This window comes from Lysinibacillus sp. 1 U-2021, from assembly GCF_029916965.1.
GTDB lineage: Bacteria > Bacillota > Bacilli > Bacillales_A > Planococcaceae > Lysinibacillus > Lysinibacillus capsici.
This window is the reverse complement of sequence record NZ_CP123966.1, coordinates 4,706,071-4,725,351: the sequence shown is the minus strand read 5'-3', so window position 1 is coordinate 4,725,351 and position 19,281 is coordinate 4,706,071. Positions and strand designations below refer to the sequence as shown.

General features: G+C 37.7%; 19 protein-coding genes. All 19 read left to right on the top strand.

Going from position 1 to position 19,281, the window contains the following annotated elements; genetic code table 11:
• Positions 1-75 precede the first annotated feature (75 nt).
• The 19 genes from QH639_RS25030 to upp all read left to right on the top strand — a co-directional run bounded on the left by QH639_RS25030 (position 76) and on the right by upp (position 19,194).
• Complete coding sequence (locus tag QH639_RS25030) at positions 76-1,800, top strand: ABC transporter ATP-binding protein (protein ID WP_281115408.1); 1,725 nt, start codon at positions 76-78, stop codon at positions 1,798-1,800.
• Positions 1,801-1,837: 37 nt separating this feature from the next.
• Complete coding sequence (locus QH639_RS25025; protein WP_048395606.1) at positions 1,838-2,632, top strand: ABC transporter ATP-binding protein; 795 nt, start codon at positions 1,838-1,840, stop codon at positions 2,630-2,632.
• A gap of 32 nt (positions 2,633-2,664) precedes the next feature.
• Positions 2,665-3,717 (top strand): FecCD family ABC transporter permease, encoded by a 1,053-nt coding sequence (locus QH639_RS25020; RefSeq protein ID WP_131520786.1) that lies wholly within the window; start codon positions 2,665-2,667, stop codon positions 3,715-3,717.
• Entirely contained in the window at positions 3,714-4,748 is a 1,035-nt protein-coding gene (locus QH639_RS25015; protein ID WP_009371943.1) for a FecCD family ABC transporter permease, read from the top strand. The genes QH639_RS25020 and QH639_RS25015 overlap by 4 nt, the downstream gene beginning before the upstream one ends.
• 123 nt (positions 4,749-4,871) lie before the next feature.
• Positions 4,872-5,921, top strand: a complete 1,050-nt coding sequence (locus QH639_RS25010; RefSeq protein WP_131520787.1) for an NAD(P)/FAD-dependent oxidoreductase — start codon at positions 4,872-4,874, stop codon at positions 5,919-5,921.
• A gap of 203 nt (positions 5,922-6,124) precedes the next feature.
• Positions 6,125-6,328, top strand: coding sequence for a 50S ribosomal protein L31 (gene rpmE / locus QH639_RS25005; protein WP_004269457.1), 204 nt, complete (start codon positions 6,125-6,127; stop codon positions 6,326-6,328).
• Positions 6,329-6,444: 116 nt separating this feature from the next.
• Positions 6,445-7,017 (top strand): thymidine kinase, encoded by a 573-nt coding sequence (locus QH639_RS25000; RefSeq protein ID WP_048395608.1) that lies wholly within the window; start codon positions 6,445-6,447, stop codon positions 7,015-7,017.
• A 173-nt stretch (positions 7,018-7,190) separates the two neighbouring features.
• Entirely contained in the window at positions 7,191-8,267 is a 1,077-nt protein-coding gene (gene prfA / locus QH639_RS24995) for a peptide chain release factor 1 (protein ID WP_004269459.1), read from the top strand.
• Positions 8,254-9,114 (top strand): peptide chain release factor N(5)-glutamine methyltransferase, encoded by an 861-nt coding sequence (gene prmC, locus QH639_RS24990; RefSeq protein ID WP_281115407.1) that lies wholly within the window; start codon positions 8,254-8,256, stop codon positions 9,112-9,114. The genes prfA and prmC overlap by 14 nt, the downstream gene beginning before the upstream one ends.
• 44 nt (positions 9,115-9,158) lie before the next feature.
• Positions 9,159-9,752 (top strand): stage II sporulation protein R, encoded by a 594-nt coding sequence (locus QH639_RS24985; protein WP_237899252.1) that lies wholly within the window; start codon positions 9,159-9,161, stop codon positions 9,750-9,752.
• 101 nt (positions 9,753-9,853) lie between these two features.
• On the top strand, positions 9,854-10,888 hold the full coding sequence (locus QH639_RS24980; protein WP_281115406.1) for an L-threonylcarbamoyladenylate synthase: 1,035 nt from the start codon (positions 9,854-9,856) through the stop codon (positions 10,886-10,888).
• A gap of 163 nt (positions 10,889-11,051) precedes the next feature.
• On the top strand, positions 11,052-11,549 hold the full coding sequence (locus tag QH639_RS24975) for a manganese efflux pump MntP (protein ID WP_131520791.1): 498 nt from the start codon (positions 11,052-11,054) through the stop codon (positions 11,547-11,549).
• Between the two features lie 22 nt (positions 11,550-11,571).
• On the top strand, positions 11,572-12,012 hold the full coding sequence (locus QH639_RS24970; protein WP_281115405.1) for a low molecular weight protein arginine phosphatase: 441 nt from the start codon (positions 11,572-11,574) through the stop codon (positions 12,010-12,012).
• A gap of 8 nt (positions 12,013-12,020) precedes the next feature.
• A complete protein-coding gene (locus QH639_RS24965; RefSeq protein WP_004269465.1) occupies positions 12,021-13,304 on the top strand; it encodes a methyl-accepting chemotaxis protein in 1,284 nt (427 codons plus the stop codon).
• A gap of 328 nt (positions 13,305-13,632) precedes the next feature.
• Positions 13,633-14,070, top strand: a complete 438-nt coding sequence (rpiB, locus tag QH639_RS24960; RefSeq protein WP_004269466.1) for a ribose 5-phosphate isomerase B — start codon at positions 13,633-13,635, stop codon at positions 14,068-14,070.
• Positions 14,071-14,156: 86 nt separating this feature from the next.
• The gene (locus QH639_RS24955) at positions 14,157-14,699 is read left to right on the top strand and encodes a TIGR01440 family protein (protein WP_131520793.1); all 543 of its coding nucleotides are present in this window, start codon (positions 14,157-14,159) and stop codon (positions 14,697-14,699) included.
• Positions 14,700-14,757: 58 nt separating this feature from the next.
• Complete coding sequence (gene glyA, locus QH639_RS24950; protein ID WP_237899257.1) at positions 14,758-15,999, top strand: serine hydroxymethyltransferase; 1,242 nt, start codon at positions 14,758-14,760, stop codon at positions 15,997-15,999.
• 284 nt (positions 16,000-16,283) lie between these two features.
• Positions 16,284-18,440: an EAL domain-containing protein gene (locus tag QH639_RS24945; protein ID WP_281115402.1), complete on the top strand. Its 2,157-nt coding sequence runs from the start codon at positions 16,284-16,286 to the stop codon at positions 18,438-18,440.
• 124 nt (positions 18,441-18,564) lie between these two features.
• Positions 18,565-19,194, top strand: a complete 630-nt coding sequence (gene upp / locus QH639_RS24940; RefSeq protein WP_281115401.1) for a uracil phosphoribosyltransferase — start codon at positions 18,565-18,567, stop codon at positions 19,192-19,194.
• Positions 19,195-19,281: the final 87 nt, after the last annotated feature.

The following is a 19,281-nucleotide window of genomic DNA, read 5'->3' as shown; positions in this document are numbered from 1 at the left end:
TGAGATAACAGGAGAGCTATTGTAGATAGCTCATTTATAGATACGTAAAACGAGTTCACGATAGGAGGCTACACCATGTTATTACGGCGATTTTTTTCATATTATAAGCCCTATAAAGGCTTATTTATTTTAGATTTTAGCTGTGCCATATTAGTGGCACTAATAGAGCTTGCGTTTCCGATTGTTTTAAATAAAGTAATTGATGATATTCTGCCAGATGGGGAATTGAAGTGGATTATTATGGCGAGTTTATTGCTGTTTGGATTATATATTTTTAACTCCATTCTTCATTTTATTGTTTCGTATTGGGGACATATGCTGGGCATTAATATTGAGACGGATATGAGAAAAGAATCCTTCAGCCATGTACAAAAGCTATCCTTTAGATATTTTGATAACAACAAAACAGGGCATCTTGTTTCTCGTTTAACAAATGATTTGATGGATATTGGTGAACTTGCTCACCATGGTCCAGAGGATATCTTTATTGCAGCGATGACGATTATTGGATCATTTGGTGTTATGTACTATATTGATCCAACCTTTACGATTCTTATTTTCTTGCTTGTACCGATTATCTTATTCTTAACTATTATTTTCGGGAAATTAATGTCCAAGGCATTCCGTCAAATGTTTGGAGATATTGCAGATTTCAATGCACGTGTTGAAAACAATGTAAGTGGTATTCGTGTTGTACAAGCTTTTACAAATGAAGATCATGAGATTAAACGCTTTAAAGTAAATAATGAAAGATTCCGTATGACAAAGCTGTTTTCCTATAAAGTAATGGCTTGGAATGAAGCTATTTCAGGCATACTCACGAAGGTATTATCACTCTTTACTTTATTTGTTGGGGCTTATTTTGTATTAAATGGGCATTTAACAAATGGCGATTTTATCGCATTTATTTTACTTTCAGGTATTCTCTTAGGTCCAATTAACAAAATCAATATGTTTATAGAAAGCTATCCAAAGGGCATGGCAGGTTTTAGACGCTATATCGAATTCCTCGAAACAGAGCCCGAAATTGCGGACCGTCCAGAAGCGAAAACAATCGATGAAATTGATGGTGAAATTACTTTTTCTAATGTATCGTTTGGCTACGCTGCCAATAATCGTGCCTTACACCAAATTAATTTAAAGGTACGTCCTGGTGAAACGGTTGCCTTAGTAGGACCTTCTGGTGCAGGGAAATCTACGATCTGTAGCCTATTGCCACGTTTTTATGAGGTGAATGAGGGTTCCATTAAGATTGATGGTGTTGATATACGAGACTTTAAACTGCAATCTTTACGTTCGCATATCGGGATTGTCCAGCAAGATGTCTTTTTATTCGATGGTTCCATTCGTGAAAACATTGCCTATGGTGATTTAAATGCCAGTGAAGAAGATATTTGGTATGCCGCACAACGAGCACAACTGACGGATGTAATCAATGCTTTACCAGAAGGCATGGATACTCTCATAGGTGAACGTGGTGTCAAATTATCAGGTGGACAAAAACAAAGATTATCAATTGCGCGTATTTTCTTGAAAAATCCAAAAATCTTAATACTAGATGAAGCAACATCTGCATTGGATACAGAAACAGAACAAGCTATCCAGCAAGCCTTAAACGAGCTTTCTATCGGTCGTACTACATTAGTGATTGCCCACCGTTTAGCAACGATTAAGGATGCAGACAGAATTGTTGTGGTTTCGAAAAAGGGCATTATTGAAGAAGGCACACATGAGCAATTAATGGAACGCCAAAATGCTTACTATGGCTTGTATACAGCCCAATTTGGTTTACAAATTTAAAAGTAAAAGCATTCTCAAAAGTGAAAGGAAGTTAAAGATGTCAGTACTTGAAATAGATCATGTTGCGATTGGTTACTCTTCTGCGCTCATCGTCAATGATTTAAGTGTGGAGATTCCGAAAGGGGAGATCTCCACGATTATTGGTCCAAATGGTTGTGGCAAGTCTACTTTATTAAAGGCTGTAGCACGTGTATTACGCACACAAAATGGAGCTGTCTATTTAGATGGCAAAGCTATACATCAATTGAAAACAAAAGAAGTGGCCAAAAGAATGGCTATTTTACCTCAAACAGCAACAGCACCAGGAGGATTAACGGTTTTTGAACTGGTATCCTATGGTCGTTTTCCTCATCAAGTAGGGTTTGGTACATTGCAAAAGGAAGACTATGAATATATCCATTGGGCTATTGATGTTACGGGACTAAGAGAATTTAGTGATCGACCAATCGAAGCATTATCAGGTGGTCAGCGTCAGAGAGTATGGATTGCTATGGCATTGGCGCAAGGCACGGATATTTTAGTACTGGATGAACCAACAACTTATTTAGATTTAGCACATCAGCTCGATATTTTATTGTTGCTACAAAAACTAAATAAGGAAGAAGGACGAACAATTATCATGGTTTTACATGATTTAAATCATGCATCACGGTTCTCTCATTTTATGATGGCCATGAGAGACGGCAATTTAATGGTGAATGGCAGTCCAAAAGAAGTGATGACAAAAGAAAATTTACAAAGGGTATTTAATATTGATGCAGAAATGGCTGTATGTCCCTATAGTGAAAATCCAATCTGCCTATCTTATCAGTTGTACGATATGAAAAAATAAAAGCTAGTTGGAAGTTATGAGGAGGAAATAAAATGACTACGTCGACAGGAGTAGGAGAGCTCCACGATTTAGAAGAGCTACAGAAGCGATCTCATCCGATCCGTGGAGTAGTGGCTTTAATCGTAGGAGTAATTGGATTAATAGTTGCCATTGGCTTATCAATTTCTTTTGGTGCAGCAGATATTTCATTGGGTACTGTTTGGACAGCTGTTACCCATTTTTCACCAGAATTAACAACACATCAAATTATCCATGATATTCGCTTACCACGGATACTTGGAGCAGCATTAGTCGGTGCAAGCTTTGCGGTAGCGGGTGCGATTATGCAGGGGATGACACGTAACCCTTTAGCAGACTCAGGGTTATTAGGCTTGAACTCAGGAGCTGCCTTTATGTTAGCCGTATGTTTTGCCTTCTTCCCTGGGTTGCCTTATATGTATTTAATTTTATGGTCCTTTGTAGGTGCAGGTCTTGGTGTGGCCATCGTTTATGGTATTGGCTCGCTTTCTAAAGGTGGCTTAACACCTATGCGACTAGTTTTAGCAGGAGCTGCTGTTAGTGCGTTACTTGGGGCGCTCGGAGAAGGAATTGCTCTTTATTTTCGTATCGGACAAGACCTCGCATTTTGGTATGCGGGAGGGGTTTCAGGCACAAAATGGAGCCATCTACAAATCTTATCTCCATGGATACTTGTTGCGATGATAGGAGCTCTTATCCTATCGCGTTCCATCACCGTACTAAGCTTAGGTGAAGAAATTGCAGTTGGGCTAGGGCAACGTACTGCTGTGGTAAAAGTATGGGGAATGATCATTGTTTTAGTTCTAGCGGGTGCAGCAGTTTCTGTTGTCGGTGCGGTTGGTTTTGTAGGGTTAATTATCCCTCATTTAACCAGATACATAGTTGGTCATGATTATCGCTGGATCATCGCTTGTTCCTTGGTATATGGAGCATTGCTTGTTGTGTTAGCTGATTTAGTAGCACGTGTTATTAATCCACCTTATGAAACACCCATTGGTGCGCTCATAGCCTTTATTGGAGTACCATTCTTCCTTTATTTAGCGCGAAAAGGAGGGAAAGAACTATGAGTAACAGCTATTTAACACCAAGTCAGCTAAAGGCGAAAAGGAAACATTTTTCCATTCTTGCTACGCTCATTGTGTTAATCGTTATTACCTTTGTCATAAGTATGAATACAGGTGTCATTAAACTGACACCAATGGAGGTTCTTCGGACTCTTTTTGGTCAAGGTGATGCACAACAGCAGCTTATCTTATATGAATTCAGACTTCCAAGAATTGTGATTGCTGTATTAGTAGGTATGGGGTTAGCTATATCAGGCGCTATTTTACAGGGCATTTCTAAAAATGCCTTAGCAGACCCAGGAATCTTAGGGATTAATGCGGGAGCAGGACTAGCGGTTATGCTCTATGTGTCATTTTTTCCAACTACGAAAGCAGCACCTGTTTATTTACTGCCTATACTGGCTTTTGTAGGAGCAGGTTTGACAGCTGTACTGATTTATTCACTTTCTTATCGACGCCATGAGGGGATTACACCAATGCGTTTAATCTTAACTGGGGTAGCTGTGGCAGCAGGGATTAGCTCGGCTATGATTGTGCTAACACTACGTCTATCGCCAGAGAATTATCAATTTGTAGCAACATGGCTAGCAGGTAGCATTTGGGGCTCAAATTGGAGATTTGTTCTGTCGTTATTACCATGGTTAGTTATCTTATTGCCATTCGTCTATTCAAAATCACGTGTATTAAACATATTGAATTTAGGTGAATTAACAGCAGTAGGACTAGGTGCCTCGATAGAAAAAGAGCGACGCTGGTTGTTGGCTGCTGCTGTTGGATTGGCTGGAGCTAGTGTTTCAGTAAGTGGTGGAATTGGTTTCGTTGGCCTTGTTGCGCCACACTTAGCTCGACAGCTTGTTGGGGCTAAACACCAGTTTTTATTGCCAACCGCAGCATTATTAGGAGGTTTTTTAGTGTTAATGGCTGATACAATCGGTCGTTCCATTTTAGAACCTTCAGAAATTCCAGCAGGGATTGTGGTAGCAGTTTTAGGAGCACCTTATTTCTTGTATTTACTAGCACGATTAAAAGAGTAAATGGCACTTTTTCCTTTGTGTGTGAATAGTATTGCCATGAGAGGAAAGAATAGACGGTTATTAGATTAATTCTTGTCAAACAATTTACGTTTGAATAGATTAGAAGGGGATGGAGAAGAGGAAATGTCAGAGGAACTATATGATGTAACAATTGTTGGTGGTGGTCCAGCAGGGCTTTATACTGCCTTTTATAGTGGAATGCGAGATTTAAAAACGAAAATTATCGAGTATAGCTCACAGCTAGGTGGTCGTATGCTAATATATCCTGAAAAAATGATATGGGATGTAGGTGGAGTAACACCTATTTTAGGTGGTCAGCTTATTAAACAACTTGTGGAGCAAGCTGAAACCTTTGATCCAACGATTGTCTTAAATCAAAAAGTGGAAAAATTAGATAAGCAACAGGATGGAACATTTATTTTAACATCCTCTACAGGAGAAAAACATTATTCCAAAACGGTTATTTTAGCAGTAGGCTATGGCGTCCTTTCTATGCAAAAGCTTGAAATTGAAGGAGCGGATCGCTACGAAGTAACGAATTTACATTATACAGTTCAGGAATTAGAAATCTTCCGAGACAAGCATGTGTTGATTTCAGGTGGTGGTAATTCTGCGGTTGATTGGGCAAACGAGCTAGAGGCAATTGCCGCAAGTGTCACGATTGTTCATCGTCGAGATGATTTTGGTGGACATGAAAAAAATGTCTTACGTATGAAAGAATCCTCAGTTCATGTAAAAACACCCTATGAAGTCGTTCAATTGCATGGGGACGGAGATTTAATTCAATATGTATCTATTGTCAATAAAGATACCGATGAAATGGAACGAGTGAAGGTAGATGCTGTCATTGTAAATCATGGTTTAAAATGTGATTACGGTGCGCTTGAAGAATGGGGATTAAACATTCAGAATGGCGTAGCGATTGTTAATGAGAATCGGGAAACGAACGTAGCAGGTATCTATGGAGCTGGTGATTTTATTGATCATCCTAGTAAAGTTAGATTAATAGCTGGTGCATTTACCGATGGAATACTAGCATTAAATAGTGCAAAACTATACTTGGAGCCAGATGCACCGAAAGTAGCCTATGTATCTTCACATAATATTCGCTTTAAAGAGCGAAATGAGAAAATTGGGTTAGTAGACAATGATTATCGTGAAGTTCGCGGTTAGGTATTAGGGATGGTTTACTTTTAATATTTTTTACTTGAAAATGATAAAATATCTATGCTATACTTCAAAAGTATGCAACGTGTACATATGTAGCTGACGTTCCACTTCGACACAAATTTTGTAGTCGACATATTCGGGCTATGTAAGGTACAGTTCGATAATACTCTGTTCCAGATGGTTCAGGGCGAGAGGAGAAAACGAATATGAAACAAGGAATTCATCCAGACTACAAAGAAGCAACAGTAACTTGCTCTTGTGGGAACACTTTCAAAACTGGTTCAGTAAAAGAAAACATCGTTGTCGAGTTCTGCAACGAATGTCACCCATTCTACACTGGCCGTCAAAAATTCGCGTCTGCTGATGGTCGCGTGGATCGTTTCAACAAAAAATACGGTCTTAAAAACTAATGTTAGTTTAATACCTGCCAAGCATGCGCTTGGCAGGTATTTTTTTCAGTAAATAATACACGTTGATGCAAGTCTTTTCAAAATCCAGATTGACACAAAGAAAGGGAGAAGACAAAATGGCACAGCTATATTTTAAACATGGTGCAATGAATAGTGGGAAGTCAATAGAAATTCTAAAAGTTGCCCATAATTATGAAGAACAACAAAAACCTGTAATGATGTTTACTTCAGGTCTAGATACGCGTGATGAGGTGGGCTTTGTTTCCAGTCGAGTAGGTTTACGACAACAAGCCATTCCTGTTTATGAAGATACAAATATTTTTGAAATAGTGAAAACTAATGCTGTCAAACCTTATTGTGTGCTTGTGGATGAAGTTCAATTTTTAAAAAAAGCACATGTTTTACAGCTAGCTAACATTGTGGATAAATTGGACATTCCCGTAATGGGCTTTGGTTTAAAAAATGATTTTCAAAATGAGCTATTTGAAGGTAGCCAGTACATGCTTACATATGCAGATAAAATTGAGGAAATGAAAACAATTTGCTGGTTCTGTCATAAAAAAGCAACCATGAATTTGCGCGTAGATGAAAGTGGAAAGCCAGTTTACACAGGAGATCAAATTCAAATCGGTGGCAATGATTCGTATTATCCTGTTTGCCGAAAATGTCATGCAAATCCACCGCTATAAAGCTAAGTAGCTTTGTTACAGCGCTAAGAAAAAGTAGCATACATGTGAAAATTTCCTTATACTAAGTAGTGGAATAAGAAATGAAAAAACCATTACGCCTTAGCGTAATTTTGATGAAAGCGGCTTCTCTGTAAAAAAGGAGCAATTTAAAAAACTAAATAGAGGTGAAATCCATGTTTGATCGATTACAGGCAGTGGAAGATCGTTATGAAAGGCTTACTGAGCTTTTGAGCGATCCGGATATTGTTAATGATAGTAAGAAATTACGCGAATATTCTAAGGAACAATCAGATATCCAAGAGACAGTAGATACTTATCGTGAATATAAAAGTGTGAAAGAACAGCTAGTAGATACACGAGAAATGTTAGATAGCGAAAAAGACCCTGATATGCACGAAATGGTAAAGGAAGAATTTAACCTTTTAAAAGCACAGCAGGAAGAGCTAGAAGAGCGATTACGTATTTTATTAATTCCAAAAGATCCGAATGATAATAAAAACGTTATTATGGAAATCCGTGGGGCAGCTGGTGGTGACGAGGCTAATATTTTTGCAGGTGACTTGTTCCGTATGTATTCTCGCTATGCAGAAACGCAAGGCTGGAAAATTGATATTATGGAAGCTACACCAAACCCAATGGGCGGCTATAAAGAGGTAATCTTTATGATTAATGGACAAGGAGCCTATTCAAAATTCAAATTTGAAAATGGCGCACACCGTGTACAACGTGTCCCTGCTACAGAATCACAAGGTCGAATTCATACATCAACAGCAACAGTTGCTTGCTTACCTGAGGTTGAGGAAGTAGATGTTGAAATCCATGAAAAAGATATCCGTGTAGATACATTTGCATCATCTGGTGCAGGTGGTCAATCTGTAAATACAACGATGTCTGCTGTTCGTATGACCCATTTACCGACAGGTGTTGTGGTTTCGATGCAGGATGAACGTTCACAAATTAAAAACCGTGAAAAAGCAATGAAAATTCTTCGTGCTCGTGTTGCAGATATGTATATGCAGGAAGCACAAAAGGAGATTGATGCTACGCGTAAATCAGCTGTTGGATCTGGTGATCGCTCTGAGCGAATTCGTACTTACAATTATCCACAAAACCGCGTAACCGACCACCGTATCGGCTTAACGATTCAAAAGCTAGATCAAATCGTTGAAGGCAGACTAGACGAGATTATCGATGCTCTTATTTTAGAAGAACAAGCATCGAAGTTAGAGCGTTTAAATGATGACTTATAAAAATGTGATGGAGGCCCTTGAGTGGGCTTCTTCTTTTTTAGTGGATAATGGTTGTGAACAAACAGCAGCGCGGATTGTTATGCAACATGTGCTTGGTACTAGTTATGGAGAAGTTATGTTGCATTTGCAAGATGAATTAACAGCAGCGCAGCAAATGAAATTTAATGAGCTCATAGAAGAACATGCCAATGGTCGACCTGTCCAATATTGTGTTGGGTATGAGGAGTTTTATGGACGTTCATTCTTAGTCGATGAATCTGTCTTAATTCCACGAACTGAAACAGAGGAATTGGTGCTTGGAACAATTAATCGACTACCTAAAATATTTACAAAGCAAACATTGAAGCTGGCTGATATCGGTACAGGTAGTGGAGCCATTGCTATTTCAATGAAGCTGGAATGTCCAGCATTAACGGTCATAGCTACCGATTTATCAGAAGCTGCACTAGCAACTGCTCAAAAAAATGCAAAGCAATTAGAAGCAGATATTGATTTTAGATTGGGAGATTTAGCTGCTCCACTTGCAGGAGAAAAATTTGATATTGTTTTATCGAACCCGCCGTATATTGCATTTGATGAGGCACAAGCAATGTCAAGCGTTGTGCTAGAGCATGAGCCGCATAGTGCCCTCTTTGCCGAGGAGGATGGTCTTATTTTATATAGAAAATTAGCTGAACAATTACCAGCTTATATGAATAGGCCAGCGTTGATTGGATTAGAAATCGGTTATACACAGGGGGAGAAAGTAGCTAAATTCTTCCAAGATAGTTTTCCACAGGCAACAGTTTCAGTAGAAAAAGATATTAATGGTAAACCTCGAATGATTTTTTGTGAGCTACATGTATAAAGTTTCTTGATCTTGCCAACAATGTTGAGCAAGGAGGGATTTTTATGTTAAACGAATACAAGATTATTAGATTACCTAAACAAAATATCTTTCTAGCTTTTGCTAGACTAGTATTAATTGCGATTGTTTTACAGTTATGTGTTTTATATATTCCAACATTAGTAGGTTTGGCGAAGGAATCTTCCAATGATGTGCAAGAAAAAGATTTTCGTATACGTGTTATTGCAAACAGTAATACAGCACAAGATCAGCTAGAGAAACAGCAGCTTGTTCAAGATTTGAAGCCATACTTTTTACAAGTTGGTACCGCTGGATTTGCTGGGAATGAGCAAATTCTTTTGTTAAAACAACAAATTGAAGCTGAACTGAGCGAAAATTATCCACAATTGGATACACAGGTTGTTGTTGGGGATAATTTATTCCCACCAAAAAGACAAGATGCTGTACTTTATCCACAAAATGTCTATCAATCAATTGTTGTAAAAATTGGTGATGCACGCGGAGATAACTGGTGGTGCAGTATCTTCCCATCGATCTGTGAACCTGATAAAGAAGAGGTAAAAGAAGAAGTAGAAGTAGAAGAAAAAGAACAAGTTACATTCTTTATATGGGAATGGATTAAAGGACTTTTTGAATGAATTGTGCACAAATTCAGACAACTTATACACATTTTTTAATAAGTTATAAACAATATGTGGATAATTCAGTGAAAACGAATAATTGAAGGTAGGTATTAATCATGAAAACTGTTTGTAAGGTTGTGGACAGTAATGTGAATAGTCAGATTAATTATACACAAGCTGTGGATATCTTAAATGCAGGAGAGGTAGTGGCATTTCCCACAGAGACGGTTTATGGCTTAGGAGCGATTGCCACAAATGATCTGGCTGTTAAAAAGATATTTGAAGCAAAAGGTCGACCTTCAGATAATCCTTTAATTGTCCACGTTGGTACAAAAGAGGAAGTAGCGATCTATATCGACCATATTTCTGACATAGCTAAACAATGCATGGATTTATTTTGGCCAGGACCATTAACACTGGTGATGCCAGCGAAGCCAAATGTATTAGCTAAAAGTGTCACAGCTGGGTTATCAACAGTAGGCATTCGAATGCCTGATCATCCAGTAGCGCTTGCCTTACTACAACAGCTCCAAAAACCGCTTGCTGCACCGAGCGCTAATCGTAGTGGAAAGCCCAGTCCTACAGAAGCCGTTCATGTTTTAGATGATTTAGAAGGGTACATACCTTATATTTTAGATGGAGGTTCTACAGGCATAGGGCTTGAGTCTACTGTACTAGATGTGACACATGAACCTCCAGTAATTTTACGTCCAGGTGGTATTACGAAGGAAATGCTTGAGGCTAAGATTGGTCCAGTGATTCAACCAACTAAAATAGAACAGAAGCTAGACGCAACGCCTAAGGCACCGGGAATGAAATATACGCATTATGCACCAAATGCTCCCGTGTATTTAATAGACTGTGATGTTGAGAAAGTCAACGAAGCTGTTCTACATTTACAGAGACAAGGACATAGTGTAGCACTACTTGCACCTGAGAACTTTGAAGAAATTAAAGTGGATTTTTACTTCTCTATTGGTGAAGCAGGAAGTAAAGAAGAAATGGGTGCGGCCTTATATAATGCACTTAGAGCATGTGATAAAACTACCGCTACCGTAATATTAGCAACAACTACTTCAATAGAAGGAGTAGGTGCAGCTATTATGAATAGACTTGAAAAAGCCTCTGGAGGTAAATGGTATTCATTATAATAGAATAATTATAGGCAAAAGACATTGAAGAACCACATGTTTTTTGTCTTTTTTTGTCTAATTATTATATGTTAAAAACGAAAAACAAATAGTAAACAGTTATGATAATAATGTATTTTCGAGCATAAAATGATAAAATATTAGGGAGTGAAGGAGTGCGTTCTTGCAGGGAATTCTTGCAGGTATATTAACGTCTGTTGATGTGATTGGTCTATATGTTTTGCTGCCAAATGTTAGATATCGATTATTTTTATCATTATGGACGGCTGCATTACATATGCTTTTTCCTTTATTAGGGTTTGAATTAGGAAGCTATTTAGTTCGATTTCTATTAGAATGGGGACAATGGATTTCAAGTATTTTATTATTTTGTATCGGTATGCATTTATTATTATTTTCTCACAGAGATGAAAAAGTAACGATTTCACCTGTACTTTTAGCAGTGACTGCAAGCCTAGACACCTTTTCAGTTAGTGTTTCTTTTGGTATGCTTAACTTAGAAAAAACGATTTTTATTATGAGTGCAGGCTTAAGTGCATTAATTTGTGCTTATGGGTCATTAGTTATAGCACGTAGGAGCCAAGTCTTTTTTGGCAATAAAATTCAAATCGTTGCCGGCATTATATTTATAATCATGAGTATTCTAGCTATTCAACAATAGATAAAATTGGAGAGTGATAAGTGTGAAAATATTATTTGTTTGTACAGGCAATACTTGTCGCAGTCCGATGGCAGAAGCTATTTTAAAACATAAACAAATAAACAATGTAGAAGTGCGTTCAGCTGGTATTTATGCGATGCCTAATGCACAAATGTCAGCACTTGCACAACAAGTGTTGAATGAAGCCCAAATGTCCCATCAACATTTAGCGACGCAATTATCCCAAGCTGAAATGGCATGGGCAGACTTAATTTTAACAATGACGACTGCTCACAAAGATACCGTCATTTCCAATTATCCAGAAGCTGAGCATAAGGTATTTACCTTGAAAGAGTATACAAATGAGGGCAGTTTAGAAAATGTAGTGGATCCTTATGGTGGTAATAGAGCAATTTATGAAGCAACATTTGCAGAATTAAAAGAACTGGTCAATCAATTAATACAAAAACTCGAAAAGAATTGAGGGGTCCTATGAAAAAACAATTTGGTTTACGCCTAAAGTTGGTGTTATTTGTTAGTGTTCTTGCACTAATCACCTACAGTGTCAGTTTTATATTCATTGAGTTTTTACAACCTACCTTCTTCCCTGACACAAATCGAAAAGTTTTTGAAGTGATTACGTATGCGTTAGGGATAACTTGGTCAGGGATATTAGCTGCCTTTTTAAGTGTAATCCTCATCAAGCCTTTACAGCAGCTTGAGCATTCAGCAACACTTGTGGCGGAAGGAAAAATAGGACAGGATGTACAAATGCCTAATACAAATGATGAGATTCGATCTGTGGCAGAGGCATTCCAACAAATGGTGTTAAATTTACGTCAAATGGTGGAAAGTATTGATCACAACTTCCAACAAACAAATCAATCGATTATCCAGCTTTCAGATGAAGCAGGAGTGGCAACAAGAAAGGCAGAAGGCATTGCGTCTACTGTAAAGCATATTTCTACAGGAGCAGAAGCATCTGCAACAGCTGTACAAGATACTGCTGAAGCGATTGAAGATGTAAGAACGCTTGCAACAGAGGTAAATAGTAGGGCAGAGGCATCAGCATCACAAACTAAAGAGATTCTACATAATTTATCGACAACAACAAAAGCCATTGAAACATTAGTGAATAGTATTCAACAAATTGCGACAGGTAATAATGAGGCATTAAAAAGCATTCATGCGCTAGAAGAGAATGCTGGACAGGTAGAAAGAATAATTAGCTTAGTTGGTGACATTGCAGCACAAACCAATCTGTTGGCACTAAACGCCTCTATAGAAGCTGCTCGTGCTGGAGAACATGGAAAGGGCTTTGCAGTAGTAGCTGAAGAAGTTCGTGGTTTGGCTGATGAAAGTGCAAAAGCAGTGCAAGGAATTACTGCTTTAATTCAAACTATGCAGCAAAACGTAGAAGTAGTTGTGAAACAAATGAACGAACAAGTTGCCTTTGCAACAAAGGAGGCCGATCGAGTTTCTGAAACAACGACAGCAGTAGAAAATATGGCTTCTAATGTACATGAAATGGCAACATCAATTGTTGAGATTTCTTCTTTAATCGAACAGCAAATGCATAATATTGAAACGACAGCTCGACAGTCACAGGAAGTTGCTGCCATTGCGGAACAAACGTCAGCAGGTGCACAGGAAGTTCGTAGTGCAGCTGAAGAGCAAGCCTATGCAATTGAACAAGTCGAGCATCTAGCTCAAAGTTTGAAAAAGCAATCGGAAGCATTGCATAAAATGATCCAACAATTTGATAGACAAGCATAGTCCTGAAGGTTATACATAAATCCCATGAAAAATCGGATTTATGTATAACCTTTTTTATTAAAGGACAATTTATGTCCACTGTAAGTAAAAAGCTAAAAAAACTTCAGTAGATGGAATATTACAACAAAAGACCATTATCCGAACTTATTAACATGATATTCACATTATCCACAAAAAAATAAGTTTAAAAGTGAATAATTTTGTGTTAACATACAATTAATGTTCGTCTTTCAGGAAAAATCAACGTAAAAACATAAGAAAAATCGTGTTATTCTTCAGAAAGAAGTGGTACACTAAGGTTGACTATAATTCGAAAAGAGGGAACCCAGTGAGAATAGCAATTTCTTCTGATCACGGAGGCAATAACTTACGTCGTGAGATTATGCAGCTATTAGATGAACTTCAAATTAGCTACGAAGATTTTGGTCCACAATCTGCGGATTCAGTAGACTATCCAGACTATGCAAAACCTGTATCTGAGGGTGTTGCTAACGGAGAATTTGATAAAGGCATTTTAATTTGTGGCACAGGAATTGGTATGTCCATTGCCGCTAATAAGGTCAAGGGCATACGTTGTGCATTAGTACATGATGTATTTAGTGCCAAGGCAACGCGTTGCCATAATGATTCAAATATTTTAGCAATGGGCGAACGTGTAATTGGCCCTGGCCTTGCACGTGAAATCGTACAAGCATGGCTAGAAACCGATTTTGAAGGTGGCCGCCATGTACGCCGTATTGAAAAAATTACTGAACTAGAGCAATAATAGTTTTGTTATTCCATATATGGCATTCGTATAGGATGTCATATATGGCATGATTTTAATGGATATAGATGAAGGAGCTGAGCTTAATGGTTGTAAAACAAATACGAACACATTTGACTCAGTTACTCAGTGAATTTGAAGAGCAGGTATCATTACGACCTCATACAATTTTTGTAGTAGGGTGCTCTACATCTGAAGTGATTGGTCAGAAAATTGGCACAGCGGGAGCATTGGAGATAGCAGAAGCCATTTTTGAGCCGTTACAAGAATTTGCAGCAAAGCATCATTTGCTTTTAGCATTCCAAGGTTGTGAGCATATAAATCGCGCCATTACTATGGAAGCATCAACAGCTGAAAAATTTGGCTATGATCCAGTAGCGGTTGTCCCAGTACGTACGGCAGGCGGCTCAATGTCAGCATATGCCTATACGCAATTTGATAATCCAGTGATTGTTGAAACAATACAGGCACATGCAGGTATTGATATTGGACAAACATTAATCGGTATGCATTTGAAAGCAGTAGCTGTACCTGTTCGAACATCGGTAAAAATGGTAGGAGAAGCTGTTGTGACGATTGCAACAACACGTCCTAAGCTAATTGGCGGAGAACGTGCAGTATATAAATAATTACCACCCTATTTAGTGGTAGAGATGAATAACGATACTTTAGGAGGCTTTTTCAAACATGGCATATGAAAAATTAGCAGTACAAGACAAAGCAGTACTAGATGGAATTCTTGCAGAAAAAACACGTCAGCAAGCAAATATTGAATTGATTGCATCAGAAAACTTTGTATCCGAAGCAGTGATGGAAGCGCAAGGATCAGTACTGACAAATAAATACGCTGAAGGTTATCCTGGTAAACGCTATTATGGTGGCTGTGAGCATGTAGACGTAGTAGAGGATATTGCACGTGATCGTGTAAAAGAACTCTTCGGAGCAGAATATGCAAATGTGCAACCACACTCAGGTGCACAAGCAAACATGGCTGTTTACCATACGATTCTAGAACCAGGTGACACAGTTCTGGGTATGAACCTTTCACATGGTGGTCACTTAACACATGGTTCTCCAGTAAACTTCTCTGGTATTCTATATAATTTTGTAGAGTATGGTGTAACACAAGATACACAAGTGATTGATTATGAAGATGTACGACAAAAGGCTTTAGAGCATAAACCGAAACTGATTGTTGCTGGTGCATCTGCTTATCCACGTGAAATTGACTTCTCTAAATTCCGTGAAATTGCAGACGAAGTCGGAGCCTATTTCATGGTGGATATGGCACACATTGCTGGACTTGTAGCTGCTGGCGAACATCAATCACCAGTGCCATATGCTGATTTTGTTACATCAACTACACATAAAACATTACGTGGACCACGTGGTGGATTAATTCTTGCTTCAAAAGAATGGGAGCAAAAACTAAATAAATCTGTATTCCCAGGCATTCAAGGTGGCCCATTAATGCATGTTATCGCTGCAAAAGCTGTAGCATTTGGAGAAGCTTTACAACCAGAATTTAAAGACTATGCAAAACAAATTAAAGCCAATGCAAAGGCTTTAGCAGAAGTATTAATTGCTGAGGGAGTTGAAATTGTTTCTGGTGGTACAGATAATCATTTATTACTGCTAAATGTTAAATCTCTTGGTTTAACTGGTAAAGTAGCAGAGCACGCACTAGATGAAGTGGGTATTACAACAAATAAAAATACAATCCCTTACGATACTGAATCTCCATTTGTCACTTCTGGAATTCGTATTGGTACTCCAGCGGTCACTTCTCGTGGCTTTAAGGAGGAAGATATGAAAGAAGTAGGAGCAATTATAGCAGCTGTTCTTAAAAACCCTGAAGATGAAACAGTTAAAGCAGATGCAAAAGATCGTGTGAAGGCATTAACTGATAAGCATCCACTATATGTATAATCAATAGAATAATAGCTGTGTTTAAAGTACAAAATTTACTTTAAATACAGCTTTTTATTTTGGAAATCGAGGATTAAACTGTAAAAAACATCTTTTTTCTAACAAAGTAGAATAATCCTCTTATTTTTGAATAAATTTACATAAAAACGGTATAAAGGGATATATTATAGAAGGCAGAGGACAGATAGTGTCCTAGAAAAGAAGTTTTTTTAATAAAAGTGAAAATTTAATTAAATTTTATGTACAATGGAAATGAGATGAAGTGATAGAAAAGGAGGGGTTGGATGGTCACTAAATCGTTAAACACAGATTATGATGTATTATTAAACAGCATTCGCAAATTAGGGAATAATTCGAAAGAAAGCTACGTTATTTTTGATGCAACGAAGCATCATTACATAGTAGAGTGTAATGATTCATTTTGTATGCTTACTAATGCTGCACGTTCACAAATCTTAAATACTGAGTATTTTTCATGGCTATCAATGGACGAAAAAAAGACAACCATTGAAATGATGAAAGAAAAAATACATAACGGCATAATGGTGCAGGCGAAGCTATATCATAATGGCATCGATAAACCTCCCTTTTGGGCAGAAATACAAGCATTACCTTTTTGCAATGAGGCAAATATAACGCAATTTGTTTTAGTATTTGTGAAGGATGTTACATATTATCATACGGAAGACTTCTTAATGCGTTTAGAAAATGATATGTATAGGGCGATTGAGAAGGAGTTTTCTTTTGAGCAAAAGATGAAGCTTATTTGTCAAGGACTCGATGAATTTTTTATGCCAAATATTGCAAGTATGGTGCTCATAAAAACAGAAGTAAACCAATTACAAGTTTTCATAGGAGGTAATCAAACAGAGAGCGTACCAAGATGTTGTGCAAACAATGATTTCTTTAAGAAGGTCATGGAATCAGAAACGTCTACTTTCATAGAGAATTTAGATGAAGTGAATATTCCGAAAGAACATAAGCAATATGCTTCGCTAGCTAAAAAGTCACATGGATGGTTTATCCCTATACGTAATCAACAGCGGCAAGTAATAGGTGTTTTTTCGATATTTAGCCAAAAAACACAAAGTGACCAAATGCTTAAAAATATGTTTCGAAAAATGGGTGCTCTTGTTGCATTGGCTTATTCATATGCAAGGACGCAGAAAAAAATTTGGGATTTAGCCTATACAGACATTACAACAGGTCTGCCTAATCGTCACAGCTTTGTTAATACGATTGAAAGGGAAGTCCAGCAGGGGCAAAGCGGCTTTATTAAAATATTAAAACCTAGTGAATTTCATCAAGTAGTTGAATTGTACGGTCGTGAAATTGGTGATGAACTTTTAAGACAACTTGCCAAACGTCTTGAGCAAGACAAGTCAGAAAGTAATGAATATGTTGCTAGATTTACTAGCTCTAGTTTGATTATGACTACAATGTCACTTCATGAAGATTTGAATGATTATGAGATGAGAATAAAAGAAACGATTCGCCAGCCTTTTATCATAGGAGGAAAGCAAATCTATATTACATTAAAAACAGGAATTGCTTCATATAATGAAGACATAAATATTAATGATGCGATTCGTTTTGCAGATAATGCGTTATCCTTTGCAATCGATAGGCCAGGCACACATACAGAAATATTTACAACAGAGAAAAACGATGTGCTGGTACAGAAGATGACGATCTTAAATCATTTGTCAGAAGCCATCAAAAATAAAGAAATAACAGTCCACTTACAGCCTAAAGTAGATTTACGCAATGGGGAAATTCAAAGTATTGAAGCACTTGCAAGGTGGATTTCTCCAAAATTGGGCTTTGTTTCACCAGCACTCTTTATTCCAGTAGCAGAGAGTGCTGGTAAGGTGCGAGAAATTGATGTGCTTATTTTAGAGACGGTACTCTCGTGGCTTTCAGAACGACAACGCCTGGGAAAGAAATTAGTGAAAATTGCTGTCAATATTTCGCCTGATCATTTTTACTACATGCATTTTGTTCAAGATACACTGAAACTTGTGCGGAAGTATAATATTGACCCTAGCTATATTATCTTAGAGGTGACAGAAAATATTGGTTTAGTAGATTTTCAATCAGCCTATAAGATCATTCAAGAGCTAAAGAGCTATGGCTTTAAAACATCCGTAGATGATTTTGGAACAGGTTTTTCTTCATTAAGCTATTTGCAACAGCTACCGTTTGCTGAACTAAAGATTGATCGAAGCTTCATCAATGCTATTGAAGATCCAGCAACTCTGGCTATTGTTCGCTCTATCATTCAGTTAGCATTAAATTTAGGAATGATTTCAGTGGCAGAGGGCATAGAGACAGAGGAACAGGTTGAGATTCTACGTGCGCTAGGATGCACAGTAGGACAAGGATATTTCTATTTCAAGCCAATGCCAATCGAACAATTAGATATAATTCTTGATCAATAACTTAGTTTTGACAAAAGAATAGATGATAAAGGGAGTTGTCCTAAATTTATTTTTGAGGCAACTCCTTTTTTCTGTTATACTAGTTGAGATAAAAATGAATCCGAACGGTGAGGAGAGAATCCCTTTGAGCAAAGTCTATGTATTTGATCATCCACTAATCCAACACAAATTAACTTATATTCGCGACAAGAATACAGGAACAAAAGAATTTCGTGAGCTAGTAGACGAAGTGGCAACACTCATGGCATTTGAAATTACACGTGATATGCCAGTAGAGGAAATTGAAATTGAAACACCTGTAACAATTGCAAATACAAAAGTACTTTCTGGTAAAAAACTTGCAATCGTACCGATTTTACGTGCAGGTATCGGTATGGTAGATGGCGTATTAAAGCTTATCCCTGCTGCAAAAGTTGGTCATATTGGTCTTTACCGTGATCCAGAAACATTAAAACCAGTTGAATATTACGCAAAACTTCCTGCAGATGTTGAAGAACGTGATTTCATCATTGTAGATCCAATGCTTGCAACTGGTGGTTCTGCAGTGGAGGCAATTCATTCACTGAAAAAACGTGGAGCTAAAAACATTAAATTCATGTGCTTAATCGCTGCACCAGAGGGTGTGAAAGCTATTCAAGAAGAACATTCGGATGTAGATATTTATATTGCTGCTCTTGATGAAAAATTAAATGACCATGGTTATATTGTACCGGGCTTAGGTGATGCTGGAGACCGTCTATTCGGTACAAAATAAAAATCCATACATGAAATTTCCTCATTTAGGAAACTAATAACTTGTGAAAGCGTCCTTCAAATTGAAGGGCGTTTCATAGTATGTGTA